Annotated in this window: 17 protein-coding genes; 13 read left to right on the forward strand and 4 right to left on the reverse strand. The window is 66.0% G+C overall.

What is annotated here, in order from left to right:
* The first annotated feature begins 10 nt into the window (after positions 1-10).
* Genes HH308_RS05105 through HH308_RS05125 form a run of 5 tightly spaced genes read left to right on the forward strand, consistent with a single transcriptional unit; the run spans position 11 to position 6,306 of the window.
* A complete protein-coding gene (locus HH308_RS05105) occupies positions 11-775 on the forward strand; it encodes an enoyl-CoA hydratase/isomerase family protein (RefSeq protein WP_170193104.1) in 765 nt (254 codons plus the stop codon).
* Positions 775-1,632 (forward strand): TIGR03084 family metal-binding protein, encoded by an 858-nt coding sequence (locus HH308_RS05110; protein WP_170193105.1) that lies wholly within the window; start codon positions 775-777, stop codon positions 1,630-1,632. Before HH308_RS05105 ends, HH308_RS05110 begins: the two co-directional genes overlap by 1 nt.
* The gene (locus HH308_RS05115) at positions 1,629-3,437 is read left to right on the forward strand and encodes an acyclic terpene utilization AtuA family protein (RefSeq protein ID WP_170193106.1); all 1,809 of its coding nucleotides are present in this window, start codon (positions 1,629-1,631) and stop codon (positions 3,435-3,437) included. Before HH308_RS05110 ends, HH308_RS05115 begins: the two co-directional genes overlap by 4 nt.
* Complete coding sequence (locus tag HH308_RS05120) at positions 3,434-4,603, forward strand: acyl-CoA dehydrogenase family protein (RefSeq protein WP_170193107.1); 1,170 nt, start codon at positions 3,434-3,436, stop codon at positions 4,601-4,603. The genes HH308_RS05115 and HH308_RS05120 overlap by 4 nt, the downstream gene beginning before the upstream one ends.
* Before the next feature lie 26 nt (positions 4,604-4,629).
* Positions 4,630-6,306 (forward strand): AMP-binding protein, encoded by a 1,677-nt coding sequence (locus HH308_RS05125; RefSeq protein ID WP_170193108.1) that lies wholly within the window; start codon positions 4,630-4,632, stop codon positions 6,304-6,306.
* 23 nt (positions 6,307-6,329) lie between these two features.
* Here the strand turns inward: HH308_RS05125 and HH308_RS05130 are convergent, their stop codons facing one another.
* Positions 6,330-6,917: a TetR/AcrR family transcriptional regulator gene (locus HH308_RS05130; protein WP_170193109.1), complete on the reverse strand. Its 588-nt coding sequence runs from the start codon at positions 6,915-6,917 to the stop codon at positions 6,330-6,332.
* Positions 6,918-7,042: 125 nt separating this feature from the next.
* Here HH308_RS05130 and HH308_RS05135 point away from each other — a divergent pair, with 125 nt between their 5' ends.
* The 4 genes from HH308_RS05135 (at position 7,043) to HH308_RS05150 (ending at position 14,384) form a co-directional block, all read left to right on the forward strand.
* Complete coding sequence (locus HH308_RS05135) at positions 7,043-8,617, forward strand: class I adenylate-forming enzyme family protein (RefSeq protein WP_170193110.1); 1,575 nt, start codon at positions 7,043-7,045, stop codon at positions 8,615-8,617.
* 52 nt (positions 8,618-8,669) lie between these two features.
* A complete protein-coding gene (locus tag HH308_RS05140; RefSeq protein WP_312870388.1) occupies positions 8,670-10,415 on the forward strand; it encodes a cation:proton antiporter in 1,746 nt (581 codons plus the stop codon).
* An 11-nt stretch (positions 10,416-10,426) separates the two neighbouring features.
* Entirely contained in the window at positions 10,427-12,220 is a 1,794-nt protein-coding gene (locus HH308_RS05145) for a hypothetical protein (RefSeq protein WP_170193112.1), read from the forward strand.
* 664 nt (positions 12,221-12,884) lie between these two features.
* Entirely contained in the window at positions 12,885-14,384 is a 1,500-nt protein-coding gene (locus tag HH308_RS05150) for a DEAD/DEAH box helicase (protein WP_246284238.1), read from the forward strand.
* A gap of 92 nt (positions 14,385-14,476) precedes the next feature.
* Here the strand turns inward: HH308_RS05150 and HH308_RS05155 are convergent, their stop codons facing one another.
* Together HH308_RS05155 and HH308_RS05160 are read right to left on the reverse strand one after the other, a co-directional pair.
* A complete protein-coding gene (locus tag HH308_RS05155; protein ID WP_170193114.1) occupies positions 14,477-14,797 on the reverse strand; it encodes an AzlD domain-containing protein in 321 nt (106 codons plus the stop codon).
* Positions 14,794-15,498, reverse strand: a complete 705-nt coding sequence (locus tag HH308_RS05160; protein WP_170193115.1) for an AzlC family ABC transporter permease — start codon at positions 15,496-15,498, stop codon at positions 14,794-14,796. The genes HH308_RS05155 and HH308_RS05160 overlap by 4 nt, the downstream gene beginning before the upstream one ends.
* 54 nt (positions 15,499-15,552) lie before the next feature.
* Here HH308_RS05160 and HH308_RS05165 point away from each other — a divergent pair, with 54 nt between their 5' ends.
* From HH308_RS05165 to HH308_RS05180, 4 genes are all read left to right on the forward strand, one after another.
* Positions 15,553-16,119, forward strand: coding sequence for an XRE family transcriptional regulator (locus HH308_RS05165; RefSeq protein WP_246284273.1), 567 nt, complete (start codon positions 15,553-15,555; stop codon positions 16,117-16,119).
* 210 nt (positions 16,120-16,329) lie between these two features.
* Positions 16,330-18,081: an ABC transporter ATP-binding protein gene (locus HH308_RS05170; protein ID WP_246284240.1), complete on the forward strand. Its 1,752-nt coding sequence runs from the start codon at positions 16,330-16,332 to the stop codon at positions 18,079-18,081.
* Entirely contained in the window at positions 18,078-19,838 is a 1,761-nt protein-coding gene (locus tag HH308_RS05175) for an ABC transporter ATP-binding protein (RefSeq protein ID WP_246284242.1), read from the forward strand. Before HH308_RS05170 ends, HH308_RS05175 begins: the two co-directional genes overlap by 4 nt.
* A 9-nt stretch (positions 19,839-19,847) precedes the next feature.
* Positions 19,848-20,510 (forward strand): TetR/AcrR family transcriptional regulator, encoded by a 663-nt coding sequence (locus HH308_RS05180; protein ID WP_170193118.1) that lies wholly within the window; start codon positions 19,848-19,850, stop codon positions 20,508-20,510.
* A 243-nt stretch (positions 20,511-20,753) separates the two neighbouring features.
* Here HH308_RS05180 and HH308_RS05185 read toward each other — a convergent pair whose 3' ends face one another.
* On the reverse strand, positions 20,754-22,271 hold the full coding sequence (locus HH308_RS05185) for a 4Fe-4S binding protein (protein WP_170193119.1): 1,518 nt from the start codon (positions 22,269-22,271) through the stop codon (positions 20,754-20,756).

Here is a 22,271-nt window from a genome sequence, read left to right on the forward strand (position 1 = left end):
GGAGGGAACAATGACCGACGACGTGACGTATCGACTCGACAATTCCGTCGCATGGCTGACCATCAACCGGCCCGACGCTTGCAACAGCCTCAACCAGGCGGTGCGCGACGGACTGTTCGACGGATTGCGCAGATTCAACGCCGACGACGACGCCAAAGTCCTGGTGCTGACCGGTACGGGGGACAAGGCGTTCTGTGCAGGCGGCGACCTCAAGGAGATGGCCGACGCCGCGCTGGGCGTGCCGCCGGTGAACTTCGTCCCGCAGATCGGGCGCAACATCGAGGTCGACAAACCCACCATCGCCGCGGTCAACGGATCCGCACTCGGCGGCGGCTTCCTGCTGGCCCAGACCTGTGACCTGTGCGTGGCGTCGTCGACGGCGAGATTCGGGATCTCCGAAGTCAAGATCGGACGCGGATCACCGTGGGCGGCACCGCTTTCCTGGTTGATACCGCCACGTGTCGCGATGGAGATGGTGTTGACCGGCGAGGCGCTCTCGGCCCAGCGCGCACTCGAAGTCGGGTTCGTGAACCGGGTCGTCGAACCGGCCGAGCTGCACGACGCCGCACAGGGGCTCGCCGAGCAGATAGCGGCGAACGCGCCGTTGTCGGTGCGCGCGGGACGCAAGACGGTCCGACTGAGCGCTGAAATGCCGTTGTCGTCGGCATTCGAACGGGCCGAGGCCATCTGGGAGCCCGCGTATCTCAGCGACGACGCTCAAGAAGGCATGGCCGCCTTCCGGGACAAGCGCCGCCCGGTCTGGACGGGACACTGATGGCACTCGACTATGCCCGGCTCCTCACCGAGCTCCGGGTCGAATCGCAAGGGCTCAGCGCCGTGCTGGCCGACCTGTCCGACGCCGACTGGGCACTGCCGACGCCGGCGGCAGGCTGGTCGATCACTGATCAGGTGAGCCACCTCGCGTTCTTCGACGACGCGGCGAGCTCGGCGATCACCGCACCGGACGACTTTCGCTCGGCAGCCGATGAGTTGATCAGCGGCGGAATGGATTTCCCCGATCGCATCGCTGAGCGATACCGCGACACGCGTCCCGACGCGCTACGGCGCTGGTTCACCGACGGCCGAGCGCAGCTGCTCGACACCTTCGCCGCCACCGACCCCAAGGCGCGGGTGCCATGGTACGGCCCCGACATGTCGGTGGCATCGTCGGCGACGGCGCGGCTGATGGAGACCTGGGCGCACGGGCAAGACGTCTACGACACCCTGAACATCGAGCATCCGCCGACGCTCGCACTGCGCAGCATCGCTCATCTCGGTGTGAGTACCTTCGGGTTCACTCACCGGAACAACGGGCTGCCGGTGCCCGACGCACCCGTTCGGGTCGAACTCACCGCGCCCGACGGCGACGTCTGGACGTGGGGCCCCGAGACCGCCGACGACGTGGTGACCGGCGCCGCAACCGATTTCGTGTTCGTGGTCACTCAGCGACGCCACCGCGACGACACGAATCTGCGCGTCGTCGGCGACGTCGCGATGGCCTGGATGACGATCGCGCAGGCGTTCGCCGGAGCGCCGTCGCCGGGGCGTGCTCGACTGACTGGGGGTGAATCCGGACGCACCGACACCGAATCCGGCCGCAGAGACACCGAATCCGTTGGAGGACAACGATGATCGAGAACCGTCCGGTACGCATCGGCAACATCTCCGGCTTCTACGGCGACCGGCTCTCGGCGTTCCGCGAGATGATCGACGGCGGCCCGCTCGACGTCGTCACCGGCGACTACCTCGCCGAGCTGACCATGCTGATTCTGTGGAAGGCCAAGGCCAAGGACCCCCATACCGGTTATGCCCGAACGTTTCTCACCCAGCTGCGCGATGTGTTGGCCGACTGCGTCGACCGCGGAATCAAGGTCGTCGTCAATGCGGGCGGGCTCAACCCGGCCGGGCTGGCAACCGAGGTGCGTAAAGTCGCGGCCGACCTCGGCGTCGACGTTTCGGTTGCACATGTCGAAGGAGACGACATCGCACCACGGCTGGCCGAACTCACCGCGGCCGGTCATCGGCTGACCAATATCGACACCGGCGTCGACCTCGCCGACGCCGGCATCGAACCGGTATCGGCCAATGTGTACCTGGGCGGCTGGGGAATAGCCGCAGCACTCGCCGCCGGCGCCGACATCGTCGTCTGCCCGCGGGTGACGGACGCCTCGCTGGTCGTCGGCGCCGCCGCGTGGTGGCACGATTGGGCCCGCGACGATTTCGATGCTCTCGCCGGAGCGGTCCTGGCCGGCCACATCATCGAATGCGGCCCGCAGGCCACGGGCGGCAACTACTCGCAGATCGGTGAGGTGACCGATCGCTCCTATCCCGGCTTCCCGATCGCCGAGATCGCCGACGACGGCGCCTTCGTGATCACCAAACACCCCGGCACCGGCGGTCTGGTCTCGGTCGGCACGGTCACCGCGCAGATCCTCTACGAGATCAACCACCCGCAATATCTGAACCCCGACGTCGTAGCGCACTTCGACACCGCCCGGCTGCATCTCGAATCACCTTCGCGGGTAAGGGTTTCCGGTGTGCGCGGCACGCCTCCGCCGGAGACGTCGAAGGTCGCGATGAACTACGTCGGCGGCTACCGAAACACGATGACGATGGTGATCACCGGACTCGACGTCGAGGAGAAGGCGGCGTGGGCGCTCGACGAATTGTTCGACATCATCGGTGGCAGAACACAATTCGCCGACGTCGACGTACAGTTGCTGCGCTATGACACCCCCGATCCGCCGACCGCGGCACAGTCGACCGCTCACCTGCGCGTCACCGTCAAAGATCCCGACCGACGCAAAGTGGACCGCCGATTCTCCAACGCGGTGATGGAGCTGTTCCTCGGCGGATACGCGGGCTTTCACACGACGACGCCACCGTCGTCGGCCACCGAATACGGGGTCTACTGGCCCGCTCTGATCGACTCTGGGGAGGTCAGCCACGTTGTCGTGCATGCGGACGGATCTCGACAGGACATTCCCCACACCCCCGGGGTGCCGCAACCGAGAACCGAATCCCCGCACGTGCCGACGCCACCGGTGGTGCACGACGGTGACACCGTCAGGGCGCCGCTGGGCAGGGTCGCGGCCGCCCGCTCCGGCGACAAGGGCGGCAGCGCGAACGTCGGCGTCTGGACCGACACCGACGACCGCTGGGAGTGGCTGCGCGCGACGCTCACGGTCGACGCCTTCGCCGACCTGGTGCCCGAGGCGGTCGGTCTGCCGATCACCCGATACGAGCTGCCGAATCTACGGGCACTGAACTTCGTCGTCGAACGCTTTCTCGGTGAGGGAGTGGCGTCGTCGACTCGACCCGATGCCCAGGCGAAGGGGCTCGGCGAGTACATCCGCGCCCGCCACCTCCCGATACCCGACCGACTCCTGACCAACCCACCGGCCTCGCCGCCCACCACCCAGGGAGAACTTCGATGACCACCGCCGCCAACGCCTTCGACGAGAACGAGGACCACCGTGCCATCCGCGCGGCAGTCGGTGCCATCACCGACAAGTTCGGCGGCGCCTACTTCGCTGAGCGTGCCGCCAGTCACGAACCCACCACCGAGCTGTGGAAAGCCTTGGCCGACAGCGGTTTCATCGGCATCAATCTGCCCGAGGAGTACGGCGGCGGCGGGGCGGGCATGACCGAACTGGCGCTGGTCTGCGAAGAGACCGCGGCACACGGCTGCCCACTGTTGCTGCTACTGGTCTCCAGTGCCATCTCGGGCGAGCTGATCGCGAAGTACGGCAGCGCCGAGCAGAAGCAGCGGTGGCTGCCGGCGATGGCGTCCGGCGAGACCAAGGTCGTCTTCGCGATCACCGAACCCGACGCCGGATCGAATACGCACCAGATCTCGACCAGCGCGGTCGCCGACGGCGACGACTACATCCTCAACGGCACCAAGTACTACATCTCCGGCGTCGATGAAGCCGACGCACTCGTCGTGGTGACGCGCACCGGCGTCGACGAGACCACCGGTCGCGGACTCCTGTCGCTGTTCGTGGTGCCGACCGATTCGCCGGGCCTGATCAAACAACGTCTGCCCGTCGCCGTCTCGGTGCCGGAGAAGCAGTTCACCCTGCATTTCGACGACGTCCGGCTGCCGGCAGACGCGCTCATCGGCGAGGTCAACGAAGGCTTCCGGCAGGTGTTCGACGGCTTGAACCCCGAACGGATCACCGGCGCCGCGGTATGCGTCGGAATCGGCAGGTACGCGGTGGCCAAGGGCGCCGAATACGCCCGCAACCGCGCGGTGTGGGGACAGCCCATCGGTGCGCACCAGGGTGTGGCGCACCCGCTGGCCAAGGCGAAGATCGAAGTGGACCTCGCCGCGCTGGCAACCGCACGTGCGGCCTGGCTGTATGAGACGGGCCGGTCGGCCGGCGAGGCGTCGAACATCGCGAAGTACGCGGCCGCCGAAGCCGCGATCAACGCGGTCGACACCGCTATCCAGACGCACGGTGGCAACGGGCTCAGCGTCGACTTCGGGCTGATCCCGCAGTGGGGGCTGGCGCGACTGCTGCGCATCGCACCGGTGAGCCGCGAGATGATCCTCAATTACGTTGCCCAGCACAGCCTTTCACTTCCTCGGTCCTACTAGTCGCGCACAGCAGAACGGAATTGGCCATGAGTCATGATGTGCATTCGCTCTACAACCGTCGGGCCGACAATCGGTGGGACCGCACGGCGGTGGGTGATCTGCTCGAACGCGTCACGTGGAGTACACCGGACAAACTGGCGCTGATCGGCGTCGTCGGAGCGTACGCTCACCCGCAACACCAGCGACTGACCTACCGGCAGGCCGACGAGATCGCGAACCGCTTCGCGAATGGCCTTCGCGCCCACGGGCTCACACGTGGCGACGTGGTGATGTTGTTCTGCGACAACTCGGTCGAAGCGATCCTCGCCAAGATCGCGATCGCCAAGGCCGGGCTCGTCGCCGCGCCGGTGAACACGATGATGGCACCCGACGTGATCGCCGGACTCATCGAGTTGGTGGAGCCGAAGCTCGTGATCGCCGACGAATCAGCGTCGCAGCAGGTGCGGGATGTCTTCGCGGCGGCGGGACTCGACATCGGCGTGACCATCGACCTCACCGGGCAGTCGTCCGCCGAGGGAGTGACATTCGCCGATTTCTATGCGGGACAGGAGAAGTCGGAGCCCAAGGTCGTGATCCACGGCGACGACATCTGGCAGATTCTGTTCACCTCCGGCACGACGTCAGCACCGAAGGGGGTGATGATTTCGCACCACGCGGCGTATGCCGCGGGTACCGCGTTCGCACTCGACGTCACCCGGGGACTGCGCTTGGCCACCGACCTCGTGCTGTGCTCATTTCTGCCGATCGTCTACCACGTCGGCGAGCTGCCGTTCGTGTTCTCGACGTTGATGTGCGGCGGTACCTTCGTGGTCGGCCGCAAACCCGATCCGGCCCAGATCGCACAGACCATCGCCGCGCAGCGGGTGACCGCACTGTGGGCCGGTTCGCCGGCGATGCTGAGTGCGCTGGATGACGTGGTCAGCGCTGATCCGGCGTTGGATGTGGGCTCGCTGACGATCGCGGTGTACGGCTGGGCTGCGCTGGCCCCGGCGGTTCTTGCTTCGCTCAAGCGCAGGTGCAGCAAGGACTTTCAGGTGTTTGCGATCTTCGGGCAGACCGAGGCGATCGCGTGCCATCGATTCTGGCCGGACAGTTGGCGCGAGTTGTACGAGCGCACCGCTCCCCGCGACAACTACGTCGGGGTGCCCAGTTCGATGCTGGCGTCCAAGATCACCGACGTATTCGGTGGGTCGATCGGCGCAGACGGCGGGCCCGACGGCTCGGCGGGTCCCGGCGAGGCCGTCTATCGATCGCCGGCAGTGATGTCCGGGTACTACCGCAACGCCCAGGCGACGGCCGACGCATTCCAAGGCGGATGGTTTCACTCCGGTGACAGCTGTGTGATCGGCGAAGACGGCCAGCGGATCATGGTGGACCGGTTCAAGGACATCGTGAAGTCCGGCGGCGAGAACGTCTCCACGATGCGGGTGGAGGCCGTCCTGTTGGGACATCCCGACGTCGAGCGGGTCGCGGTGGTCGGCCTGCCGCATGAGCGGTGGGGCGAGGCGGTGACCGCCGTCGTCGTTCGCGCGGCGTCGTCGGAGTTGTCGGCGAATGAGCTCATCGAGTGGGCGCGCGAGCGGCTCGCGGGATTCGAGACGCCCAAACAAGTGGTGTTCGCCCCGACGCTGCCCGACACCGTCGGCGGCAAGGTGCTCAAATACAAGCTGCGGCAGGAGTATTCGGGACTGTACGAGACCTGAGCGGGTTGGGCGTGACTACCGCGTCACGTCGCCAGGCAGTTTTTCGCCACCGCGGCCAGCCAGGCACTCTCTTCATCCCGCGTTCGGCCGCTGCGGTAGCTGACCACCGACTGAATGGCACCGATGGCCGCGTACACCAGCGACCGCGCCGCTGCGTCGTCGAGTTCGGGGCGTAGTTCGAGCAGCGTCGACACCCACTCCTCGTTGTAGCGGCGCTGCATTCGCCGGAGGCGGCGGCCGTCCTCGACTTTCAGCGAGTGCAGTTCCCTGCGGTAGAGCAACACGTGAAGCGATGAATCCAGGCAGAAGTCGATCTGTGTCGCGACGAGCCGGTCCATCGTGGTCGAGCTGTCCGCGTGGTCGTCGATGATCGTGTCCGTGCTGGCCAGCAGGCGGGTCATGACGTCTTCGAGCAGTGCGACCAGGACGGCGTACTTGCTGTCGAAGTGACGGTAGATGCCGGACCCGACGATGCCCGCGGCCTGACCCACCTCGGCCATCGACACCGAGTGGTAGCCGCGCTCGGCGAACAGCTCGGCGGCCGCGTTGAGGATCTTCGCGCCGCGCTCGGGATCGCGTACCCGGCTCGCGACCGCTTCACGTTGACTCACGCAACGACTTTACCATTGTGATGGCTCATTCACTTATTCTGGCGCGGATCTATCGGAAATGGTGTTCTTGTGACACACTCGGGTGGATTCAGTTAGTTGTTGGCAATTCACTAGAGGAGTGGTCGATGAGTGACCAGCTAGCTCTCAATCTCATTCACCGGGTCAACGTCGGCGACAGTCTCACGCGAAGCGCGGCGCGCGACGCGGCTGCGACAGCGGTCGTCGAAGGAGACCGGCGATTGTCCTACGCGCAGTTCAACCGATACGTCAACCGCACCGCGCACGCACTCGCGAGTGCGGGAATCGATGTGGGCGACGCCGTCGGCCTCGCGTCCGGCAACAGTATCGAATTCCTCACCGTCTACTACGCCTGCGCCAAACTGGGTGCCGTGTGCGTGCCGATCAACCTCGGTTGGCGTGCCGACGAGGTCCGCCACGTGCTCAGCGATGCCACGGTGGCGTTGTTCGTCGTCGCCGAGCCCTTGCAAGAGGTACTCGCCGAACCGGCGAAGTCCACTGCCACAATCGAACTCGTCGTCGTCATCGGCGAGCCGACCGAGTGGACCGGCGTGCGGGTGACGTCCTTCGCAGACTTCGTGGCCGACCGATCGGAGGACGAGCCGCAGCGCGTCGTCGACGACCGTGCGCCGTTGACCTATCTGTACACGAGCGGCACGACGTCGTTGCCGAAGGGAGTGGTCGGAAACCACACGGCGGTGTATCTGGAGTCGATGACGATGGCGCTGGAAGGTCAGTTCCGCGCCGACGATCGATTCGCCGCGATGATGCCGATGTTTCACACCGCGCAGCTCAATTGTCACTGCACGTCGGCGATCATGGTCGGCGCGACCATCCACATCTTGCCCGGGTTCGACGCGGTGGTGCTGCTGGACCTGATCGAGCGCGAGTCCATCACCCAGGTGTTCGGTCTCCCGATGATGTATCGCGCGATGCTCGACCACGAGTCCATCGAGCGGCGGGATCTGTCGAGTCTGCGCCGAGCGCTCTACGCGATGGCGCCGATGCCCCAGGACATGCTCGTCAAATGCATCGAAGTGTTCGACTGCGGCTTCTACCTGCTGTTCGGCCAAACCGAGATGAGCCCGACCGCGACCATCTTCCGCCCCGAGAATCAGTTGACGCATCCCGGAGCGGCCGGCACGCCCGTCGTCAACGTCCAGGTGGCGATCATGTCACCGGACGGAGATCTTCTCCCGTCGGGAAGTGAGGGGGAGATCGTCTACCGCGGTCCGCATGTGATGACCGAGTATCTGAACAACCAGGCCGCAACCGACGAAGCGTTTCGGTTCGGGTGGTTCCATTCCGGAGACATCGGGCGATTCGACGACGACGGGATCCTGTGGTTCACCGACCGCCGCAAGGACGTGATCAAGACCGGCGGCGAGAACGTGTCGTCGTTGGAGGTGGAGAAGGCCCTCTACTCTGCCGAACCGGGTGCGGCGGAGGTCGTCGTCGTCGGTCTTCCGCACGACCACTGGTCGGAGGCGATCACCGCGTTCGTGGTTGCGCGGCCAGGCGTCGTACTCGACCCCGAACTGATCCGTCGATCCATGCGCGAGCATATCGACGCCTACAAGATCCCCAAGGCGATCGTCGTCGTCGACATGTTGCCCAAGACGTCGACCGGAAAGATCCAGAAGAACAAGGTGCGCGACGCCAACTCCGGCCTCTATCGCTGACTCCGCGTGTTTTACCCGGCGCCGCGGCGCTGATTGCGGAAAGGTGATGGGCGTGGAGTTCATCACCTTTGCCGTTATCGGCATCCTGATCGTGGCCGCGGCCAACGCAGTCGGCCCCAAACTGGCCGTTGCGCCCGCGCTGATCCTGGTGCCGCTCGGCGTCGCCATCAGTTTTCTGCCGGTGGTGTCGGCGATCGAGGTGGATCCGGAGTGGATCCTCGTCGGTGTGTTACCGCCGCTGCTGTATTCGGCGGCCGTGTCGATGCCGACGATGGATTTCCGCCGGGACTTCACTGCGATCAGCGGTCTTTCGGTGGTGCTCGTCGTGCTCAGCGCCGTGGTACTCGGCTTCATTCTCAGTGCCCTGATTCCCGGGGTGAACATCGCCACCGGCATCGCGCTGGGCGCGATCATCAGCCCGACCGACGCCGTCGCCACCGCGATGGTCAAGAAGTTGGGCGCGCCGTCGCGGGTCGTGGCGGTGCTCGAAGGGGAAAGCCTGCTCAACGACGCCACCGCGCTGGTCCTGTTGCGTGCGTCGGTGGCGGCGATGGCGGGCGGCATCTCGTTCGGCGGGGTCGCATTGAACTTCGTGTGGGCGGTCGTCGCCGCCGTCGTGGTGGGCCTTGTCGTCGGCGGAGTCAACCTGTGGGCGCGCGCCCGGATCGCCAATTCGACGGTGAACACCGCCATTTCCTTCACCGTTCCCTATGTGGCGTATCTGCCTGCCGAGCATCTGGGTGCGTCGGGGCTGGTCGCGGCTGTCGCGGCCGGGCTCGTCACCGGGCGTGGCGCGGCGAAGTATCTGAAACCACGCCACCGCGTGTCCGACACCGAGAATTGGCGGACCGTCGAGCTCCTCCTCGAAGGCGGCGTCTTCTTCCTGATGGGGTTGGAATTGTGGGGGCTGCTCGGGCATGTCCGCGAAGAACACGAGAGCGCTACCGTCGCCCTGTGGGTGGGGCTGGCGGCGCTGCTCGTCACGCTCGTCGTCCGGGCGGTGTTCGTCGGGCCGCTGGTCTATGCGCTGTCGCGCAGTGCACGCCGGGGCGAGAACATCAAACCCCGGCTTCAAGACCTCGGCGAACGTCTGACCCCGACCGACGGCGAGCCGGTGGCGCTACCCAAGCGAAAACTGTTCGGCCGCAAGGCCGTCGACGGTGACGAGCTTCACTCGCCCGAACAGGTCGCGCGGTTCAGCTCGCGGGTCAACCGCAAACTCGCCGACATCGACTACTACCTGTCGGCGCCACTGGGCCGCAAAGAGGGCGCGCTGGTGGTGTGGGCCGGCATGCGCGGTGTCGTCACCGTCGCCGCCGCGCAGACCCTGCCGGGCGACACGGCGTCGAGGTCGCTGCTGGTCCTCACGGCATTCACCGTCGCCGCGGCGTCGTTGCTGATCCAGGGGGGCACCCTGCCGTGGTTCATGCGCGCCCTGCGCCTTCCCGACACATCGTCGGAGCAGGAGTCCGAACGGGACCGTCTGCACCTGGAGATGCGCGGCTCCGCACAACGCGCGATCGCCGAGTCGGGCGTCCTCGACTCGATTCCCGGGCTGCGTGAGCGGCTCGGCGCATACATGAAGACCGCTGAACACGAAGACGACGAGGAACACCACCTGACGCCGATCGCCCGCGCCAACTTCATCAAAGCGCGGTTGACGATGATCGAAGGCCAGCGCACCGAGCTCCTGCAGCTGCGGGACGAGGGGGTTTACAGCGCGTCGGTGCTCACTCACGAGCTCGCCGTGCTCGACGCCGAGGAGATCAGTCTGCGGATGCGGACCGAGAACGACTAGAGTGGCCGGTCGTGGGTAAACGGAACGGGCGGAAGACTCAGAAACGGCATCTGCGAGTGGTGCCCAGCAGCCAGCCGCGCACTACTCCATCGGCTCCCGACGCCGAGATGCTCGCGCCGCTGCGTGGACCCCTGCGCGCCGACGACGCCCTCGCGATGTTCATGAACTTGAGCGGCTTGGTCGAGGCGGCGTCGCATCGGGGCGACCCGTTTTATCGCCCCTCACCCGACGAACCGACGATCGAAACGCTCGTCGAGGCCTTCTGTCAGGCCAAATTCGCGGAAACCACGGCGGCACTGACCGTCTTGCGGGCGATGGTGTCCGACGACGTGCTGCGCGGGCGGATCGCCCGCGAACTCGCCGGTCGGCGTCACCCGATGCCTGACTGGTTGATCGGCCTCGACGCGGTGCGCGTGACATCCGAGGTGATGGTTGTCAGCCATGAGCTCGGGGACGGGGAGAACTATATATTCACCGTCGAACTGCAGTCGGGGTACGAACTGACTGTGATCGCCTACATCGATCACAACCTCGGGTCGGCGGTGAAGGACGCCTTCGTCGTCGACATGGGTCACGCGGAGACCGTCGACCGATACCGCAACGGCGGCGCTGAAGCGGCGGGTTTGACAGTCGCCGGCGTCGACGCCGCGGACGCGCGGGCCACCATCGAGGATGCCATCGACGTCGGTATGCACATCCTGCCGCCACCGGAATCCGACACGTGGCCATTGGCCCGACCACTGATCGAATGGTTGCTGCGACTGCTGCCCGCCGGCGGCGTCGCTCGTGAGCGGCGACTGTGGGACGAATCGGAATGTCGCGTACTCACCGACGACTTCTTCGCGTCGCCGGAAGGTCGTGATCTCGATCCGGTGGAGCGCAGCATCTTCGAGCCATTGCTGTGGATGTGTTCGAACGACCCGATGCGATGGAGCCCCGCCGTCGTCGAGACCATCATGCTCTATTTGTTTCCGCGCAAAGTCGCCGACAAACCGGAGAACCTGGCGAAGCTGCCGAAGGTGTTGCGCGCCTTCGTCAAATACTGCGGCCGGGTCCGCGGGATCAGTGCTCGCGGGATCGCCGAAACGTTGGTCGCTATCGACCATCTCGAACCGGAGTACCGCGACGAGATCGCTCGCCCACAGCCGTCCGCGGAGGACAATGCCCTGATGCTGGCCGAGCTGGTGCGGAGCCAGATGAACGTGGCCGAGCCCCTGCCCGAGTCACCCCTCGCGGATGATTTGTCCATTGCCCGTTACCGGGCTGATTTCGCCGAAATGCGTCTGGAAAGCGCGGAGCGGCGCGCGGGCAGCTGGGAGAACCTGTTGTCGCTCAACGAGATCGAGCTTCCCGATGAAGAGCTCGACGTAACGGGTGTCGCCGACGACATCGTCGAGATCGTGCGGCAGATCAGCCGACGCTGCGACGAGTGCGCCGACGCATTGTTCGACGTCGAACACCGAACGGCGATGCGCCGCTTGCTTTCTCGTGTCGCGACCGCCGATCCGGCGGTGTTTCGCCGCAAGGCGTCGGTGGATCGCAGTGCCGCGGCCATCGGATGGGCGGTCGCCCGGATCAACAACTCGATAATGTACAACGGCGCGATGCCGGTGAAGGACTACCTCGCGTGGTTCGGACTCAAGTCCACCGTGACGCCACGTGCGGAGGTCATGCTGCGCGCGATCGGCGTAGCCCATGTCACCACGCCGACGTACTCCGGGGCACTGGAAGTCGGCGACCTCGATCTGCTGACCTCGGCCTCCCGCCGCGACATGATCGACGCCCGCGACGCCGCGCTGGGCTAGGGGAGAGTCGCGTCTATTTTCGGTCGCCACGTGATGGCGGTCGTAGGGTGAATCGGTTCGGTGTCACTGGTGGGGCGGGTGGTGTGGCTGTTGCAAGTCGGGGATGGTTGTGTGAGCGTTCGGCGTGGGTGTCGGTGTCGCGTCAATCGCGGTGGCAGTCGCAGAGTCCCTGGCACCGATGGGAAACTGCCTGCTCAGCGGTGGCGGGGTGAATGTTCCCCCGGCGCCGGTGACGGGGCAGAGTGCAATCGGCCGCTCGGGGCGCGAGGCCGCAACACCACACCGTGTAGCCGCGACACTCCACAAGGGGTGGAGTGGGCAGAATTTCGTCGGCGCCCGAGCGGCAATCCCCGCCCCGCGCCGCTGGATCGCCGCCGTATCAATCACCTAGTGACCCCGCCCACAGTGGCGTATGCCTCACCGTGGAAATTCGCGGTTCAGGTTACCGTGGCGTACTCTTAGAGATGATTGATCCGCGCTTCGGCGCCGATCACGCGTCGTAGAACGCTTCTTTGAGCCGGACAGCCCGGCGGTGATGACTTCATACGGCGAACGAATGCGCACACCTGCGCCTTCGCCATTCGATTCCACCGGATCGTTGCAGCGCAGCCACAAGCTGCGATGCGCGCGGTGAATCATGTTGCCGGAAAGGCAGTTTAGAGTTTTGAGTACCACCTTCGAGTCCCTCGGCGTGCCCGCACCCATCGTGAAAGTGCTTGCGGCGCAGGGAAAGACCGAGGCATTCCCCATTCAGGCAGACACCCTGCCCGATACCCTCGCGGGCGACGACGTGCTCGGCCGCGGTAAGACCGGCTCGGGCAAGACGCTTGCTTTCGCCATCCCGATGGCCGCGGGCCTGGCCGAACTGGAGGTCACCCGCAAGCCGGGTGCCCCGACCGGACTGATCCTCGCGCCGACCCGCGAACTCGCGACCCAGATCGCCGAAGCGCTCAGCCCGCTCGCTGAGGCCGTCGGCCTGACCGTCACCACCGTGTTCGGCGGGGTCAAGCAGGCACGCCAGGAGCAGGCGTTCCGCCGCGGCGTCGACATCGTCGTCGCATGCCCGGGCCGTCTGGAAGACCTCATGCGACAGAAGATCGTTCGACTCGACGACGTCGAGATCACCGTGCTCGACGAGGCCGATCACATGGCCGATCTCGGCTTCCTGCCGGTCGTCACCCGCATCCTCGCCGCGACGCCCGCCGACGGTCAGCGGCTGCTGTTCTCGGCGACCCTCGACAACGGCGTCGACAAGCTCGTCAAGCGCTTCCTCAACGATCCGACCCTGCATTCGGTCGACGAGGCCAACTCGCCGGTCGCGCAGATGACCCATCACGTCTACGAAACCGCTTCTGCCGCAGAGAAGAACGACCTCGTGCAGGAACTGGCATCGGGTCTGGGCAGGCGAATCCTGTTCATGCGCACCAAACATCAGGCCAAGAAGCTCGCCAAGAAGCTGACCGCCGAGGGCATCCCCGCCGTCGACCTGCACGGCAATCTGTCTCAGGCGCAACGTGATCGGAACCTCGCGGCGTTCGGCGACGGCAGCGCGCGGGTGCTGGTGGCGACCGACGTCGCCGCCCGCGGTGTACACGTCGACGGCGTCGAGCTGGTCGTGCACGTGGATCCGCCCGCCGAGCACAAGGCCTACCTGCACCGTTCGGGCCGCACCGCCCGTGCCGGAAGCGAGGGTGACGTCGTCACCCTCTGCCTGCCCGAACAGCGCAGCGACCTGCGAAAGCTGTTGAACAAGGCCAAGATCGACGTCAAGCCGCAGCGCGTCGACGCGAAGTCCGCCGTCGTCGACGAGTTGGTCGGCGAGCGTGCACCGTATGTCAAGCCGGAGCCCGCCGCGCAGGCACCGCAGCAACGCGCCGGTGGCGGACGGTCGTCGAACGGACGAGCATCGAACGGGCGCAACGGTGGTGGCCGGCCGTCGGGCAACCGTGGTGGCGCCGGAGCGCGTCGCGGCGGTTCCACCGGCGAGGGCGGTCAGTCCCGCCGGTCCGGTGGCTCCGCGGAGAGCCGCAGCGGCAGCGGCCACAGCGCGTCGGGCCGCTCGGCGGGCAACCGTCGCGGCGGATCGTCGAACGCAGGGCACCAGCCCGGCCGACGTCGTAGCGGCGCCGCGCAGGGCGCCCGTCGTCCGGCTCGCCAGGCCTAGCCTCATACATCCGACTCAACGGCCCAACCCACCCGTCTCGCCGGGTCGGACTTGGGCCGTTGTGCTGGATGTAGTTGTGCCGGATGCGGAGGCTATGCCAGGCCGGCGACCCGCAGCACCGCCGTCGTTGCCGCGGCGACGACGATCACCACGACTAGCGGTGCACGGAGTACCGCTGCCAGGATGCCGACCGCGACGCCGATCGGGCGGGCCGGCCCGGCGAGGTCGGAGCCGACGAACAGCGTGCTGGTCAAGGCGACGGCCATCAGCAGCACGATCGTCGCGCGTTCCATCACCGCTTCGGTAGCGGGCGAGAGGTCGAGCCGCGCTCGAAGCGCCGTGCCCGCGACCCGCATCAGGTAGGTGCCACCGGCCAAAAGTGCTACGGCACCGGCGAATTGCCATTCGGTCATCGTGTCGCCAATTCTCGGTCGCTCGGTTCGGCGGCGTCGGAGGTTCGACGCCGGGTCACCACCCAGCCCAGCGGAACACCGAGCAAGGCGAGGACAACGGGTAGACCCGCGGTGATGAATCCCGCGGTGGCGACGGCGACACCGCCGCCGAACAATGCGGCCCAACGGGTTTCGCGGTCGCGTAGTGCGGGGACCGCGAGCGCGAATAAAAGGGCGGGGAACGCGGCGTCGAGCCCCAGAGTCTCCGGCGAGATGATCTGTCCGATCAGACTGCCGGTCAGTGCGCCGAGCGGCCACGATATCGCCACTCCGATCCCGCAGATCACGAAAGCGGTTCGTGCAGAACGGATATCGCGGTGCGGAGCCGCGTAGACCGCGGTCTCGTCGTTCACGAAGTGTGCCAACGCCAGTCCGCGTATCCCACCCGGCAGATAGCGGCCCGCGGAGAGGCCGTATGAGATGTTTCGCGCATTCACCAGCAGTCCGGCCAGTGCGCCGACGATCGGAAGACCGCCGCCGGCGACCACCGAGATCAACACGAACTCCGACGAGCCGGCCAGCACGGCCGACGCCATGAGGAGAATCTGCCACCAGGCCAGCCCGATCGAGTGTGCCGCCGCTCCGTACGACGCGCCGATGGCCCATATCGATGCCGCGATGACTAGCAGATCCCGGGGAACTGTTCTCCATACTGAACGCATGGACATTATGATGGACCTATGGGTGAGATCCGTCAAGATGAACAACCGGCCGGTATGACGAACGCAAGGTCGAAGACGACGCCTCAACAGCTCGTCGCTGCCGCGCTGAAGCGCGAGCGCGGTCGAGCGGGGCTGTCGATCACCGAGTTGGCCCGTCGGGCGGGTATTGGAAAGTCGACCCTGTCACAGCTGGAGAGTGGGGAAGGGAACCCCAGCGTGGAGACGCTGTGGGCGCTGAGTTTGGCGCTCGGCATTCAATTCTCCGCGCTCGTCGACGCTCCCACGCCGACCGTCGAGGTGATCCGACTCGGGGAGGGGCCGACCATCAAAGCCGGTGACGCGGACGACTATTCGTCGACCCTGATGTCGGCGGCCCGCCCGGGGACGCGTCGCGACATCTACGTGATTCGAGCAGAGCCCGGTAAGCCACGCATCTCCGAACCCCATGCGCGCGGGGTCGTCGAGCACGTGATCATCAGCACGGGCCGTGCGCTGGTGGGCCCGACCGATCACGCGGTTGAGCTGTCGCCGGGAGACTACATGAGCTACGCGGGCGACCTGGAGCACATGTTCGACGCGCTGGAGCCGGGAACCGTCGCGGTATTGGTGAGCGAGTTCTGAGGGGCGAGATCCCCTTGTTTATCGTCGGCTGCGCGTTTAAAGTGAACCTCGTTCACAATTAGGTATGGTAAGCCTAACCAATACAGGGAAACGCATATGTCGACAACTGCGCCCGCGCACGCCGTATCTCAGGACCCGGTTCACGATTCGGCCGGGACCGATGACCCGAAAGCGCAACAAAAAGCAGGAGCACGCGCCCTCAATGAGCTGATGAAGCCGGTATCGGTGCGACTCACCGCCGGACGCATCCTCGCGGTGATCTCCGGAATCTTCGCGGTCTTTCCGTATGTCGCTCTGGTTCACATCGGTGACGTGCTCCTGGCGTCCTACAACTCAGGTGCGGCCGTGGATGACGACGCGGTCCGACGGTGGATCCGGATCCTGGTCCTCACCTTCGCGTTACGGCTGCTGTCCTACTTCATCGCACTGTTGGTCACCCACCTCGCCGACATCAAGCTCGGCCACATCATCCAGTTGCGGATGGTGAAGCGTTTCGCGAGAGTGCCGCTGGCGTGGTTCACGTCGACCAATTCCGGCCGGGTTCGCAAGGCGCTGCAGGACGATGTCGGCACCATCCACCAACTCATCGCACACCAGCCGGTCGACGGAACCAACGCCGTCGTGATGCCGGTGGCGTTGATGGTCTACGCGTTCATCGTCGACTGGCGACTCGGACTGCTGGCGATCGCGACCATCCCGCTCTACGTCGCCGCGATGTCGATGTCGTTGCGCGGCATGGGCCGCAAGACAGTGGAGTTGGACCAACGGCTGTCGACCGTGTCGGCGCGGATGGTGGAGTTCGTCACCGGCATCGTGGTGGTGAAGGCCTTCGGTCAGGTGGGCCGCGCGCACCGCAGATACCAGGACGCGGCCGACGACTTCTACGACTTCTACACCGACTGGGTCAAGCCGCTGATTCGGGTCTCCGCCCTGGGCACGTCATTCCTCGCGGTTCCGCTGGTGCTGCTGATCAACCTCGGAGTCGGGTCGATACTGGTCCACCACGACGTCGTCACCGCCGCGGACCTGCTCGCAACCTCTCTCATCGCGCTGCTGATCCCGTATGCGCTCGAGACGCTGATGAACTCGATGTGGGCACAACAGATCGCGGGCGCGTCCGCGTTGCGGCTCGTGGAGCTCCTCGATACGCCGACTCTGCCGGACGGCGAGGTCGGCCTAGAGCCCCGTTGCCACGACGTCACCTTCGAGCATGTGAGCTACTCCTACACCGCCGAAGCCGATGCGCCCCTCGCTGTCGACGACGTCAGTTTCGTACTGCCGCAGGGATCGGTGACAGCGCTCATCGGTCCGTCCGGCTCCGGCAAGTCGACCATCGCCACCTTGCTGGCCCGTTTCGACGACCCACGATCGGGCACCGTCCGTATCGGCGACGTGCCGATCGCGGCCCTGCCCGACCTGTACTCGCATGTCGGTTTCGTCCTGCAGGACCCGCAACTGCTCACCATCAGCATCCGCGACAACATCACGCTCGGCCGCCCCGACGCTACCGACGACGATATTCGCACGGCGGCACGAGCGGCTCGCATCCTCGACGAGATCGAAGCGCTACCACGAGGTTTCGACACCGTCTACGGTGCCGACGCCGGACTGTCGGGTGGGCAGGCGCAGCGCATCGCCATCGCGCGGGCCCTCCTGGTCGACGCACCCGTTCTGATCCTGGACGAGGCGACCGCCCTCACCGACCCCGAGTCCGAGCATCAGATCCAGCAGGCGTTGTCGGCCCTCGCACGAGGCAAGACGGTGTTGGTGATCGCTCATCGGCCCGAGGTCATCAAAGGCGTCGATCAAATCATCGTCGTCAACGACGGACGAGTGAGCGCGATCGGAACTCACGACGAACTGCGCGACGACCCCGACTACGCACGATTGTGGCGAAACACCGGCGCTGACGCACGAGTCTCACATACCGCGCCCGCCGACCTGGACGGAGACCGACGATGACGACACTCCCGCTCATCGACATCGTGCCGCGGATGCAACGCATGATCTCGCATCCGGAGAAGATGCGTCCGGCCGTCGCGGCGAGCATCGCCGTCGGTGCGGTGGAGGGCTTGGCCCTCGCCGCGGTGTTGCCGACCATCAGCGCGCTGGCACAGGGCAGCGCCGTGTGGGGACTCGGTTTCGCCGGGTGGTTATGGATTCTCGCGATCGCCTCGGCGGCCAGTTTCGGTCTCAACTATCTGGCTGAACGCGCCAACTATGCTGTCGCTCTTGACTTTCTGCTGAGTCTGCACCGCCTCGTCGGCGATCAGGTTGCCAAGCAGCCGCTCGGCTGGTTTGCGCGGCCGCTCGCCGGCGCGCTGTCGCGGATGGTGTCGTCCGAGTTGATGTCGGCCGGGGAGATCTTCGCGCACATGTTCGGACCACTCCTGTCCCGGACGACGGCGGCCGTCGTGATCGTCATCGCGGCGTGGTTCTGGAGTCCCGCACTCGGTCTGATCCTGACCGTGGCGATACCCGTGTTCGTTCTCATCACACTGGCGTCCACGGCGCTGATGCGCACGGGGCGGGCGATTCACGAGCCCGCGGAAATCGTGCTCGCCGACCGCGTGGTGGAATACGCACAGTGCCAGGGCGCTATTCGCTCATGTGGGCGCAGCGACCACTATCCGGCACTCGACCGAGCACTCGAATCCGCGTACGGCGCGAAGACCCGAGCGTTGTGGCTGGAGACGGTCGGAATGCTGCTCAGCGGCATGGTCACGCAAGGGGTGGTCGTCGTCCTGATCACGGTGACCGGCTCACTCGCGGTCGACGGCACCCTGAAGCCGATTCCCGCGCTGGCGTTCATCGGACTCGCGCTGCGCTTCACCTCGACGCTGTCGGCGATCACCACCAGCGCCATGGCGTTGGAGTCCAGACGTCCGCTGCTCGACGGACTCGACGATGTCCTGACCGCGCAGGCGCTACCCGAACCGGAGGTGCCGGCCGTACTCTGTTCGCCGGGCGCGGTGGAACTCGACGACGTGACGTTCTCGTATTCGCCCGACGCCGCGCCCGCGCTCCGCAATGTGTCGATGACAGTTCCCGCGCGGTCGATGGCGGCACTCGTCGGACCGTCGGGTGCGGGTAAAACCACTGTCGCACGGGTGATCTCGCGATTCTATGACGTCCAGGGCGGCCGGGTGCTGGTCGGTGGCGCGCCGGTGCGGGAGCAGACGACCGAACAGCTGATGGGACAGTTGTCGATGGTCTTCCAGGATGTGTACCTCTTCGACGACACCCTCATGGCCAATGTTCGTCTCGGCAGGGCCGACGCGACCGAGGCAGAGGTCTCCGAAGCCGTCGAACTCGCCGGCGTCGCGGAGATCGCGCAACGACTTCCAGACGGATGGGACACGCGGGTCGGCGAAGGTGGGCGAGCACTGTCGGGTGGCGAGCGGCAGCGCGTCGCGATCGCACGCGCGTTGCTCAAGAAGGCGCCGGTCGTACTTCTCGACGAAGCGACGTCGGCGCTCGACGTCGAGAACGAGGCCCACATCGTCGCGGCCGTTGACAAACTGCGCGAAAAGGCAACGGTAATCATCATCGCTCATCGCCTGGCGACCATCGCGAGGGCTGACACGATCATCGCGTTGGACAGCGACGGGCGAATCGAAGCGCAGGGCACGCACGCTGAGTTGCTCGACGGCGGCGGTACCTACGCGAGATTCTGGCACCGGCTCCAGAGTGCGCAGGGGTGGCAACTGACCAATTAGCCTTGATGTATGGCTCATAACGCGCGCGCCGGTAATGCCACGGCGAGGGCGGTAGGTAGGAAGGTCGGTCGAAAGCCCGCGTTCACCGAAGACGATGTCATCGCGGCCGCGATCGACGAAGGGCTCGACCGGTTCACCATGTCCGCGGTCGCGGGCAGGCTGGGGGTCGTCACCGCCGCGATCTACCGTCGGTTCGCCTCGCGCGAGATGATCGTCGTCGCGTGCCTAGACCACATCGCCGCCGGAATCCGGCTTCCAGACGACGATGCGGACTGGCGTGATGTCCTCGTCCTGTGGGCCGACGAATGCTGGCGAGTCTGCGAAGACTTCCCTGGTCTGAGCAGGGTCGTCTACGAGTACGCGCCGGCTTTCACGCGAATCGAGGGTGTTCTCGAGGGCTATGCCCGGCGGCTCGCGGAGCACGGCAAAACGAGCGGGCAGTCGATGTTCGCCCTCGACTTCATCGGTGACACCGTGTTCGCCTGTCACCTCGGTGTGGAGGCACTGCGTACGGTTGACGAACGCGGTACCTCCGGCTTCGACCGCGTGAGACAGGCGGTGGATCACGGGTCGATCATCGAACCGCGCGAGTCTTGGCGCGACCGTGGCGTCGTCGACGTCAAGCTCGATTTCATTCTCACGGGTCTGGAGAACTTCTGGCCAGAGATCTGACGTGTCGGCGGGCTGGCGAGGTCGGGTCGCCACACCTCGATACACGCAAGCTCGCGAGCTCGCTTGCGCACTCGGCGAGCGGGGGGCATCAGATCTGACGTGTCGGCGGGCTGGCGAGGTCGGGTCGCCACATCTCGATACACGCAAGCTCGCGAGCTCGCTTGCGCACTCGGCGAGCGGGCCCATCGTCGAGTCGTGGAGTGTCATGCGGGCTCGCTCAACCAGCGGAGGGACCTCCCGCATCTACACCCGCGCCAGTGCTCCCGCTTCGAGGTCTTCGCGCAGCATGCCGACAGTCTCGGTCGAGTCGGTCTTGTTCGTGCCGATGAAGCCCGACGGGCCGCGCTTGATCCAGCCGGTGACGTAGCGGCCGCGGATCGGCGTCGAGCCGTCGAGTACCCGACCGCGATCATTCGGGATCACTCCGCGCGTGTCGTCGAACGGAAGGCCCGGCACTGCAACACCGCGGTAGCCGATGGACGTCAGGACCAAGCCGGCCTCGACGTCGACACTCGTGCCGGTCGCTACTGCGCTACCCGCGGCGTCGATTTCGTTGATGCCGAAGCGAATTCCGTTGACCGACCCGTCGGCCCCGACGAGGATCTCCTCGGGGGAGCGGCGGAAGGCCAAGCGAATGACCTTGCCGGGGCGCGGCGCGCGCTCCGCGATCTCCCGCAGCAGCGCGACCTTTTCGGCGGCGACGTGATCGCCCGGGCGACCTTGCGCCGCAGCGAGATTCGGCATCGCGGACAACTCGAGCGGATCGACTGCGACGTTGGCGTGGCCGTCTGCCAGGCCGACCAACTCGGGCAGTGTGAACGCTGCGACGTCGGGTCCGCGACGTCCGACGACGAGTACCTCGGTTACCTGGGACTCCCGCAGTTTCGCCAGTGCCCGACGCGAAATCGTCGTCGACGCAAGGGAATCCGGGTCCGCGGTCAGAATTCGGGCGACGTCGAGTGCGACATTGCCGTTGCCGACGATCACGACTCGTTCGCCGGACAGGTCGAAATCGAGGTCGGCGAAGTCGGGATGACCGTTGTACCACCCGACAAATGACGTGGCGCTGGCACAGCCGGGTGCGTCGACGCCGGGAATGTCCAGACGACGATCAGTCGGTGCGCCGCCGGCCCAGATCACGGCGTCGTGCCGTGCGTCGAGTTCGTCGAGCGTGAGGTCGCGGCCCACTTCGGTATTCACCAGGATGGTCAGCCGGGGATCGCGTGCGACGGTGTCGTAAAGTCTTATGACGCTTCGTGTTTCGAGGTGATCGGGAGCGACGCCGAACCTGGCGAGCCCGAACGGCGTCGAGAGGCGTTCGTACATGGTCACCTCGACACGCGGATACCGGAGCAGCTCGTCGGCGGCGTACATCGCCGACGGCCCGGACCCGACGATGGCCACCGAGACCGGTTTGTTACCCGAAAGCCGAAGTGGCTCAGGATGACCCATCGGGGCCATCGGTAGCCGGAACTTCTGGTCGACGGGGAAGCGAACGTCGCCGACCGAGTCGCCGTACTGTCCGGCGTTGATATCGAGGAATCGTTGCTGGTCGTCGGGGAGTCGATGACCCGGCTTGATCGCTCCGACCGGGCATGCGCTCACGCATGCGCCGCAGTCGACGCATGTCGACGGATCGATGTAGAGCATTTCCGCTGTGCCGAAGTCGGGTTCGTCGGGCGTCGGGTGAATGCAGTTGACAGGACAGGCATAGACACAGGAGGCGTCGCCGCAGCACGCCTGGGTTACAACATGGGGCAT

This window comes from Gordonia asplenii (genome assembly GCF_012933505.1).
GTDB lineage: Bacteria > Actinomycetota > Actinomycetes > Mycobacteriales > Mycobacteriaceae > Gordonia > Gordonia asplenii.

Bases quoted from the DNA above. Each gene is read 5' to 3' on its own strand.
- HH308_RS05185 (WP_170193119.1), bottom strand. From the start codon at position 22,271: ATGCCCCATGTTGTAACCCAGGCGTGCTGCGGCGACGCCTCCTGTGTC.
- HH308_RS05120 (WP_170193107.1), top strand. From the start codon at position 3,434: ATGACCACCGCCGCCAACGCCTTCGACGAGAACGAGGACCACCGTGCC.
- HH308_RS05165 (WP_246284273.1), top strand. From the start codon at position 15,553: ATGACGAACGCAAGGTCGAAGACGACGCCTCAACAGCTCGTCGCTGCC.
- HH308_RS05135 (WP_170193110.1), top strand. From the start codon at position 7,043: ATGAGTGACCAGCTAGCTCTCAATCTCATTCACCGGGTCAACGTCGGC.
- HH308_RS05105 (WP_170193104.1), top strand. From the start codon at position 11: ATGACCGACGACGTGACGTATCGACTCGACAATTCCGTCGCATGGCTG.
- HH308_RS05175 (WP_246284242.1), top strand. From the start codon at position 18,078: ATGACGACACTCCCGCTCATCGACATCGTGCCGCGGATGCAACGCATG.
- HH308_RS05180 (WP_170193118.1), top strand. From the start codon at position 19,848: ATGGCTCATAACGCGCGCGCCGGTAATGCCACGGCGAGGGCGGTAGGT.
- HH308_RS05115 (WP_170193106.1), top strand. From the start codon at position 1,629: ATGATCGAGAACCGTCCGGTACGCATCGGCAACATCTCCGGCTTCTAC.
- HH308_RS05155 (WP_170193114.1), bottom strand. From the start codon at position 14,797: ATGACCGAATGGCAATTCGCCGGTGCCGTAGCACTTTTGGCCGGTGGC.
- HH308_RS05125 (WP_170193108.1), top strand. From the start codon at position 4,630: ATGAGTCATGATGTGCATTCGCTCTACAACCGTCGGGCCGACAATCGG.
- HH308_RS05160 (WP_170193115.1), bottom strand. From the start codon at position 15,498: ATGCGTTCAGTATGGAGAACAGTTCCCCGGGATCTGCTAGTCATCGCG.
- HH308_RS05110 (WP_170193105.1), top strand. From the start codon at position 775: ATGGCACTCGACTATGCCCGGCTCCTCACCGAGCTCCGGGTCGAATCG.
- HH308_RS05170 (WP_246284240.1), top strand. From the start codon at position 16,330: ATGAAGCCGGTATCGGTGCGACTCACCGCCGGACGCATCCTCGCGGTG.